The following is a 1,545-nucleotide window of genomic DNA, read 5'->3' as shown; positions in this document are numbered from 1 at the left end:
TAGTTAAATAGGAGGTAGCGCCAATGGCAAAAAAAGGTTATATCTGTAGTCAAACTTCAGATTCCTGCCGGCAAAGCAACATATCTGCCTTGCTTCATTTACTGCCGCTTTTTTCTTTTGAATAAACATATCATACACGTCTCCACCATTTGCAATAAAAACCCTTAGCCTGGCCATCTGGTCCACTCCCGTTTTACTCCAACCCAGAGGCCTTGAACTTAACCTGGACGATAAGATATGGCTAACATGACCTTCTGCACTGCAGCCAACATAATCTTGATCATATTGACGCATTATACCTTCCCAGTTGCCAAGTATGTATCTTCTTGCTTCTTTTACAGCTTTTTTCTTTGTTTCTGGCTCAGTTATATTTATGATCGCTTTAAATAGTTCTTTTACTTTATCCTTGTCTTTGGCATTTATATATGACCACATAATTGGTGTTGTATATCCCATATGCGCTGTAGCTTGTGTGACATACTTTGATAAGTGGTAACGGTCAAGCACATAGATGCTTTTGTTTATCCAGCTTAGGCCATTCTTAATCCAGGGAGCTCCATCACCTGAAAGGTATATCTTTTCTATAGAATCCATATCATAAGCTTTATCTATGTAGTCTAAAACTTCCACCCATAGTTCATCGCTGTTTGTATAAACTCCACTGAAATACCTTACGTTTAATAGCTTATACCGGTTTTTACTAACTTGTTTTCTGCCTTCATGTACATATACAAGCTTTGGCTCTATTAAGCCTCCATTCTGAAGTGCTACATGATCTTCATCTGCTTCTATGTAAAGTACTTTTACTTTCCTTTTGTCTTGCTTTATTTTTACTGCATCATTGTCTACACTACCAAGTTCTCGTATGCTGTTCATTACTGTCTGTGATGTTAGTGTTACTGTTTCAGAGGCTTTTTCTCCGCTCTTGCTGTAGGACATATATACTGCTTCTTCTATCAGTTTTGCCTTTAGCGAAGCATCTAGTTTGTCATGGGCTGATATGCCCACAGCCTCATCTGATAGATAGCTATATTCACCTGTTTTTTTATTCTTGTAATATGTTCTTTTATACCTGACTTCTCCAAATATTGTTGTAAGTGTCTTTTCAGCTGCTTTTTCTTTTACTGTCCAGTAACGTTTACGATCTTTGCTGTTTTTATATGCATTATCTATTGTTTCTAACGCCTCTGCAACTAAGGTTACTCCTATATCATCCAACGTCTTCTTTGTGGCTAATATAAATTCGGATATGTCTCTTTTTTCTCTTATTAGTTTTTCTAGCTCTTTTTCAAAACTACTACTGATTTTTTGTATGATTTCCTGTATAATTAGTTCCATAAGGGTATCTCCTTTTCTGTGATTTTTTGTGGTTCTTGGAACCTATTTGTTTTTTTCTCAGTTGAGTATTTTTGTACTATCCCGGTTGAAGAGGAATAGAAGTTTTTATATGAATAAAACAAATATGCTGTGGATTTCCGACCTCATCTATCGGATTAGAGATAACGCGCGTATGCTTTTTTTAGTTACTATTCTCTCTGCGGTTGC

Annotated in this window: 1 protein-coding gene; it reads right to left on the bottom strand. The window is 36.4% G+C overall.

Annotated features, from left to right (window positions below; genetic code table 11):
• Nucleotides 1–3: 3 nt before the first annotated feature.
• The gene (locus JT739_RS12140) at nt 4–1,338 is read right to left on the bottom strand and encodes an ISLre2 family transposase (protein ID WP_237661388.1); all 1,335 of its coding nucleotides are present in this window, start codon (nt 1,336–1,338) and stop codon (nt 4–6) included.
• Between the last annotated feature and the right edge of the window lie 207 nt (nt 1,339–1,545).

The sequence above is a fragment of the Tepidanaerobacter sp. GT38 genome, from assembly GCF_021991635.1.
Lineage (GTDB): Bacteria > Bacillota > Thermosediminibacteria > Thermosediminibacterales > Tepidanaerobacteraceae > DTU063.
Note: the sequence above shows the minus strand (reverse complement) of the source record. Positions and strands in the feature narration are given on the sequence as shown.